At 39.7% G+C, this 7,704-nt stretch carries 6 protein-coding genes; 2 read left to right on the forward strand and 4 right to left on the reverse strand.

Going from position 1 to position 7,704, the window contains the following annotated elements; translation table 11 throughout:
- Positions 1-955 precede the first annotated feature (955 nt).
- Positions 956-1,684, forward strand: a complete 729-nt coding sequence (locus IV86_RS07955) for a helix-turn-helix transcriptional regulator (RefSeq protein WP_002834325.1) — start codon at positions 956-958, stop codon at positions 1,682-1,684.
- A gap of 1,015 nt (positions 1,685-2,699) precedes the next feature.
- On the opposite strand, the gene IV86_RS07960 is transcribed toward IV86_RS07955, so the two are convergent.
- From IV86_RS07960 to IV86_RS07975, 4 genes are all read right to left on the reverse strand, one after another.
- Positions 2,700-2,918 carry a KxYKxGKxW signal peptide domain-containing protein gene (locus tag IV86_RS07960; protein ID WP_002834326.1) on the reverse strand — a complete coding sequence of 73 codons (219 nt, stop codon included), beginning with the start codon at positions 2,916-2,918 and terminating at the stop codon, positions 2,700-2,702.
- 234 nt (positions 2,919-3,152) lie between these two features.
- A complete protein-coding gene (locus tag IV86_RS07965; RefSeq protein WP_011672849.1) occupies positions 3,153-3,734 on the reverse strand; it encodes a sigma-70 family RNA polymerase sigma factor in 582 nt (193 codons plus the stop codon).
- Positions 3,735-3,965: 231 nt separating this feature from the next.
- Positions 3,966-5,132 carry a galactokinase gene (locus IV86_RS07970; protein ID WP_436430816.1) on the reverse strand — a complete coding sequence of 389 codons (1,167 nt, stop codon included), beginning with the start codon at positions 5,130-5,132 and terminating at the stop codon, positions 3,966-3,968.
- Between the two features lie 57 nt (positions 5,133-5,189).
- A complete protein-coding gene (locus IV86_RS07975) occupies positions 5,190-6,206 on the reverse strand; it encodes an aldo/keto reductase (RefSeq protein WP_002834329.1) in 1,017 nt (338 codons plus the stop codon).
- Between the two features lie 188 nt (positions 6,207-6,394).
- Here IV86_RS07975 and IV86_RS07980 point away from each other — a divergent pair, with 188 nt between their 5' ends.
- Positions 6,395-7,537: an ArgE/DapE family deacylase gene (locus IV86_RS07980; RefSeq protein ID WP_371862019.1), complete on the forward strand. Its 1,143-nt coding sequence runs from the start codon at positions 6,395-6,397 to the stop codon at positions 7,535-7,537.
- Positions 7,538-7,704 lie beyond the last annotated feature (167 nt).

Below are 7,704 nucleotides of genomic sequence, written 5' to 3' on the forward strand. Positions count from 1 at the left end.
TCAGATTAGTTAATCCATCAAAAAATCCCCAGTGCTAGATTTTCACCTAACACTGGAGACTTCCAAAGGGGAAATAATATAAGGTTAAGTACATTAGGTCCCTAGGATGTGCCTGTGATATGGCCCTGCCAATGGTTCGCCGCCATTGAGAATCATCTTGCTTCTCGCCACTCAGGGTAAAGTTTTTTTACGGTTTTGGGAGTTGTCGTATAATGTTTGAACCATCCCCTGTTGGTTGTGATTCAGATGATTAGATATCGTCGATGTCACGGGCTTCATCGCCAATATCTTCTATAGCAAAGTTCACTACCAGCTACTCCAGCTCTGGGAGAGACGGTCTTCCTGCGACCGTAAAAAAGAGTGGAGTTGCCATCGTCAACCTTGCTACCCTTCGGTGAAATCGTCTTAATTCATTTACTCCGCGGATTGCTACTTAAAGCATCCGCGTTTGTTTTGTCCACTTGACCCCCCAGATTAAAATCGTAGCCGAGAATTTCACCGATGATCTTTTGACAATTTTCATTCGATTAAATGTTATAGTTTAAAGAACTTGCTTAGCCACTTTGCTAGTCCCTTAATCGTAATAGCTAATCGACCTTTCAATTATCTACATTAGATCTTTCTCGCTTAATCCGTTTGGCCAGTTTGGACAATTTTGATATCCTGAGATTAGAAAAACAGCCATAAAATTAGAAAAATCTAACATTGGAACTTCAAGATTATTTTCAATAATCTTGAAGGGGTTACTTTCTTTTAATAAGTGTATTATATTGGTTATCCTGATGTCTTGGCAAACAATACGCCTCCTTAAAAACCCTTATTTGTAGTATTCTAGGTGTTTTTGTACTTTTTATAGACAATCTTAAACTTTACAAACATATTGCTTGAATTAAGTTTAAAAATCCGACAAAATGCATTTTTGTAAGGAAGAAATTATCTTTAGGAAGGAGGAATTATGAGAATTGTTAAATTGGATCCTTCTTTATTAACATCTCAAGATCGATCATTTATTTTAAAATTTTCATTGCTTGAACATGATCTTCTCCACTTCTTTGAAAATAAAGATTATGAACATGCCCACGAACATATTGACCAGTTTTTTAGAGACTGCGCACTTCAAGATTTATCTTCCGAAGTGGTGCTACAGTCTCTAATTGGTTTGGTAGGCGGCCTGACCAATATCAGTTTTTTTACCCATCTCAATATCGCACATTTCTTAGAACTCCGGCTCGCCTTCATCAAATTTTTAAGCTCCCAAAACCTAAAAATTGAAGATTTTCGCGATATTTTGTTTGATATTGTTCAGACATTTTTTTCATATAACGACGAACCCACCCGCAACGTCGATTTTCCTAAAGTGTCTAAACAGGTCGCCCTGACCGCTTACTATATCAATATGCATCGTTATGAACGCTTACGAATCGATCAGATTTTCGCAACCTTAAACCTGGACAAAAAATACACTCTGACTCGCTTTCGCGCAGAGTTAGGCTTTTCCGTGACCCAGTATATCCGTCACGTTAAAATGACCGAAGCAAAGAATCTGTTATTAAACACCTCAATGTCGATTGGTAAAATAGCTCAGATTCTTAAATTTTACGACACCGCAAATTTTTCAAGAGAATTTTTTAAAGAATATGCGGTATCACCCCATAAATATCGTCAACTAAATCGTTTGGTATAGCGTTCATCTTCTTCCTTCCTAATTACTTCCTTATTATCCAAAAAAATCTCCACCGTCAGATTTTTATCTAACAGTGGAGATTTTTCATTTTCGATAATTAGTATGTTCATTCGATACAAAAGAAAATAGCCCAGAAATTTTATTATCAAAACTTCTAGACTATTACTTTACTTGTAAGGAAGATTCTTATTTACTAGTGTTTAACTTAAACTGCGCTTTAATTTTGGAATTGTTAGCCTACCTAAAATCTATGAAAATCATCCATTAGATTCCGACCCATAACTACTGCCCCCAGTAGCCCTAATTCTTACCATTCTTCACTTCTTCCCAAGTGAATCATTATCATCCCAGATCTGTCGCTTCCCCGACAGATGTACTTGCTCAAGTATTTTTTTCTTACCACTTTTTACGGAGCTTGATTCAAAACCCTTTGTTGCGATATTGCGTGCCGCCTTCAACGAAGTCGGACTTCCCCTGTTACTGCTTACCCATAAAATGCGTCATTTCACAACTCAATTACATCCCCTAATTGCACATTGCGAAAATCGTTTTTTGCGCACAATTCCGTGATTAACCGATTAATTCCTACAATAATCGTACAGTAGCCTTACACTAGTGGTTATTTAGTCTTACAAGCCCCTCCCCTTGTTCTCAAAGAACGTTTATCCACCACCACTTCAAGGAGATTTTCCCAAGAAGCTCAGATCAGTGGTGGTGCTTAATGCCTCACGACATCTTGGCCCTACCTCCATGAGAGACTTGTAATATTAAATTTTAAGAATCATCCTTTCATTTTTCGGAAACCGTGTCGGTGCAATAACAACTGCTGTTATTGGTCCACCTAAAACTGTTCCTTTATTTTTAAAGTTTAAATTTATTGGTTATAGTTGAGACCGCTTTCACTCGTTCTCTATATTTTATCATACTTGCCTACAAATGCCTAATACTTTCAATACTTTTTTTGAAAGAAATTTACCTGAGCAACCCACAAAAAAGGAGCCAGTATGCTTTTTTATTAATAATGGTACGAAGCCATTCTGGTTACCCCATCTATCTTTTGCGATCGTTGTAGTTCGGTATCATCCATTTCGAAGCTATCGGAGTTGCCCGCTGTCCCAAACAGCGTAATAACTTTCGATGCTAAAACCCACTGTTTTCCAACCTTGAACATTTTTAAATTACTAGATTTCTGATTTACAGCGTGTAAATCACCCACAATATTTTCCTTACCCATTAAAAATATTCCCCCGTTTATATTGAATTTATATGCAACCAAACCTAAACGAAGTAAGCCCGCTTCCCCGGACGTACTTAGTGTTGCTATAAAACACGTTCTTACTTCTGGTATTATAGTATTATTTTTCACAATATTTTGCAAGCGTTTGCCGTAGGAATTTATCGGTCATTTATTTTACCTAACCAAAAAAACACGGGTAAAATTTACCCCCGTGATTTTTACTAGCCTGTCCTATTTTTTCAGTGCTTTGGTATAGTCCATATCCTCACCTTTACCGATAACATATAAGGCCTTTTTTCCGACCGCTTTTCGCCACTTATAAATGCTCTGACGACTCACTTTTTCTTTACGCGCAATTTCTGCTCCCGAAAGTTGTTCCACATAACAAGCTTTCAAGAACCGTTTTTCAGCTGGCGTGCAAAGTTTGTAAACCTCTTGGAAAAGTTGATCAGACATTATGCGTTCTACCCACGATGGTTTATGCCCCCACCGGGCTTCTTGTTTCTCATCATCTTCCAGTTCTACAGCTTGCACGTCTTTCTCCTTTTGTCGGTAACGAATGATGTCCAGCACCCGCCAGTAAACCGCCTGATAGGCGTAGCCGTGAAACTGTCGATCGTTTTCCTGCAAGTCCTGTGGGAAGCGTACGTATGCTTTAGCGTATGCCAAACGAGCCTCCTGCAAAAAATCGTCAAATTCGACTGAGCGAGTGTTAATGTGTAATTTTTTTAATGCGCCGTACACGATTTTTTCGTGACCGTCTTCTAATAAGTGTTCTAATCCTAGTTTAATTGTTCTTTCATTATTTTCCATTTCTTGAATCTCCTAAAGTGTAGATCCAAGGGCCCTTGGTCAATTATTAATACTACAGAAGTCAAAAACGGTTTTTAAGGTGTAGTTTTTGGTCCAAAACGTGTAGTTCATCCCGAAAAAGGTGTAATTCGTCTTTTTTATTATATTTCAGTTAGAACATGGCAGTTTGATGATAGAAAGTAAAAAAACCACGAAATGAGTTATTGCGGTTCTCATTTCATGGTTTTTTACTTAAATTTTATGCGGTCCGTCGACTACTTTAGCTTCGTAGAAGTCAGCGGCATAACCAAATTGAGCTTGGTACTTAGCACCCACTTTTTCGATTAAATCGGCTACTTGATCCTGTTCAACCAAAGCAATCGCACAGCCACCAAATCCGCCACCAATCATCCGCGCGCCGAGTACCCCATCATGTTCCCAAGCTTCACTGACTAACAGGTCTAGTTCTGGAACACTCACTTCATAGTCATATTGAAGTGAGATATGAGAAGCATTGATTAAACGACCAAATAGTTTCAAATCGCCGTTATCTAATGCTTTTTTGGCATCCATCGTACGTTGATTTTCAAAGACCGCATGCCGAGCCCGTTTTATTAAAGTTTCGTCTCGAATCAGATAGGTGTATTGGTCAAAGGCAGGGTTGGAGAGGTCTCCTAGCGTGCTGATGTTGAGTTTTCGCTTCAGACAATCTAAGGCTTGTTCACATTCCGCGCGCCGCGTATTGTACTCCGAATTAGCTAACGTATGCGGCTTATTGGTATTCATGATTAATACGATATGCTTTCCTAAGTCCAGCGGTGAGTACTCGTATTCCATGGTATTGGCATCTAGGAAGATTGCTTCGTTGCGTTTCCCCATTTTGACCGCAAATTGGTCCATGATGCCTGAATTTACCCCAATATAATTGTTCTCCACCCTTTGTCCCGCCTTCGCCATGACTACGGGGTCGACTTTAAAATTAAATTCGCTACTAAGAATGGTACCCATCAACATTTCAATCGAAGCCGATGACGATAATCCAGCGCCATCTGGCAAATCGCCTTCTAGGTAGAGTTCAAACCCATGATCGTAGTCCGCATGGGCTAAATCCCGAATTTCGCGCATCATTCCTCGAAGATAATTGCTCCATTGGTATTGCGGGTCAAAATCGAGGTGGTTTACGTCAAACTCCAACACTCCTACCTCTGGAAAATTACCAGAATACATTCTTACTATTCCATCCGTTCGGCGTCGATATCCGCCGTAGGTCCCTAAACTGATGGCGCATGGAAAGACATGACCTCCATTGTAATCGGTGTGTTCCCCAATTAAATTAATGCGTCCGGGTGAAAAATAGACTTCGTCCACATCTGCATGAAAAACTTCTTTAAACTTATTTGAAATTGTAGTTTTATCGATGTTCATTTCAGCCTCCATAATTAGTTTCCGAATGAAAGATTTTGAACGACGGGTGGATTAACGAGCGCTCCAGTCGATTGGGGTTTGTTCTCCAAGAATTTGTTCAATTTGGGCTAACTCTTCATCTGAGAAATCAAGATGATCGAGGGCCCGCACGTTATCAATCACTTGTTGAGGGCGGCTAGCTCCGATAAGGGCGCAGGCCAAGGCTGGTTCACGAAGATTCCAAGCTAACGCCATTTGAGCTAAGCTTTGTCCTCTTTGTTGAGCGACTTGGTTTAATTTTTCAACGGTTGCTAAGGTTTCTTTAACTTGAACTGGGCTCAAAAATGGAATCGTAGCTTTCTTGGCCCGTGAATCATCAGCAATTCCGCCGAGATACTTATCTGTTAGCAATCCCTGTGATAAGGAACTGAAACCAACGGCAGCTTTTTGTTCCTTTTCTAGCACTGGGAAAAGGTCGGTTTCCGCTTGTCGATTAAACATATTGTAACGTGGTTGGTGAATCACAAATGGTGTATGCAATTCTTTAAAGATGGCTGCCATTGCTGCGGTTTGTTCACCGTTGTAGTTAGAGAGTCCGACATATAAGGTCTTGCCTGCTCGCACTAATTGATCCAAAGCCAAAGCAGTTTCTTCAATGTTAGTTTCTGGATCGGGACGATGGCTGTAGAAGATATCAAAGTAGTCCAAGCCCGTCCGTTTCAAACTCTGATCGGCACTAGCAATAATGCTCTTTCGTGATCCCCAGTTACCATAAGGTCCGGGCCACATCACGTAACCTGCTTTGCTAGCAATAATCATCTCGTCACGATAAGCGTGCATGTCAGACTTCATAATCCGACCGAAGTTTTCTTCCGCACTACCGGGTTCGGGACCATAGTTATTAGCCAAGTCAAAATACGTAATTCCCAAGTCGAAAGCTTGGTGGATGATTTCTTTTTGGTTTTCTAACGGATCCACACTTCCAAAGTTGTTCCAAAGTCCTAATCCAATTGCGGATAGTTTTAATCCACTATTTCCAATTCGGTTATAAAGCATTTGGTCATAACGTTGTTTATTTGCTTGATACATAAACACATCTCCTCGAGTTTAGTCATTTAAAGATACCGCTTTCATAGGGTTTTATCAAGGTATTTGCGACCATTACCCTAATTTCGGCTGAATCTTTAGAAATGTGTAACTTATGTTTTTAGTGGCAGTTTTAGTAAAAAAAGCGTAAGCTATTTTATTGAAAAAGGATGAAGGAAGGAATGGATACTATGGTTTCAAATTCGCAAACATATCTAAAAATTTTAGCTGATTTAATTAAAATCAAATCTGTTAACGATCACGAATTAGAAGTTGCAGAATATTTGCAGGATTTATTCCAAGAAAATGGCATTGAGGCAAAAATTCTCCCACTTGAGGGTCAGCGGGCTAATCTAGTTGCCGAAATTGGGGAAGGCACTCCTGTCTTAGCTGTTTCCGGACACATGGATGTCGTTGATCCCGGAAATTTGGCCGCGTGGGATAATGATCCATTTACCATGACCGAAAAAGATGGCAAGCTCTTTGGTCGCGGAATTACGGATATGAAGGCTGGTTTAGCAGCTTTAGTAATTGCCATGATCGAATTGAAAAAACAAGGCTTACCCAAAAAAGGTACAATTCGTTTGCTAGCAACTGCCGGAGAAGAGGTTGGTGAAGAAGGTTCCGCCGCCTTTTATCGCGATCATTATATGGAAGACGCAGCGGGCTTGCTAATTGCGGAGCCTTCTACCGTCTACGGTACTGCTTCTGAGCAAAAAGGTTCTTTCGATATTAAATTTACTTCTAAAGGTACTTCCGTTCATAGCTCTACTCCTGAAAAAGGTTACAACGCTCTAGTACCATTGATGCAATTATTGAATGAAGCTAATACCTACTTCGAAACGATTCCAGCCGGAGAGATGGGACCAGTACGTTTCAACATTGACGTTTTGAATGGTGGTAGTCAGATTAATTCCTTACCTGATTTAGCTACCGCTTTGGTCAACGTTCGCACGATTCCAGAATACGATAATAACCAAGTGGCTAAGCAGATTGAAACATTCGTTAAATCTTACGATGCAAATGGAGCTCAAATTGATACAGACTTAATTATGAATGAATTTCCAATTGCTACGAGTCCTTCCAATCAGTTAGTTAAAATTATTCAGTCACTAGGTAAAGAATATGCAGGACGTGATATTGTCGTGGCTGCAAGCCCCGGAATTACCGATGCTTCTAATCTAGCTAAGGATAAGCCGCACGATTTTCCTTTTGCTGTATATGGGCCAGGAGATGGTTCCCAACATCAAGTTAACGAAAGTTTACCTAAACAGATGTATTTAGACTTCATTGAAATCTATCAAAAATTATTTATTGAATTTCTCGAAAAATAATATTACCTACTAAAAAGAATCGTTAGCGATAATGGCTGACGATTCTTTTAATATGTTCTCATTAGGTTATTCGTAATCTAAGTTGAACTTAATTCATACCGAGCTAATTTTAGACACAAAAAAAGAACCTTCCAATGGAAGATTCTTCGATGTGCATGGCAACGTCC

The organism is Pediococcus pentosaceus (genome assembly GCF_001437285.1).
Classification (GTDB): domain Bacteria; phylum Bacillota; class Bacilli; order Lactobacillales; family Lactobacillaceae; genus Pediococcus; species Pediococcus pentosaceus.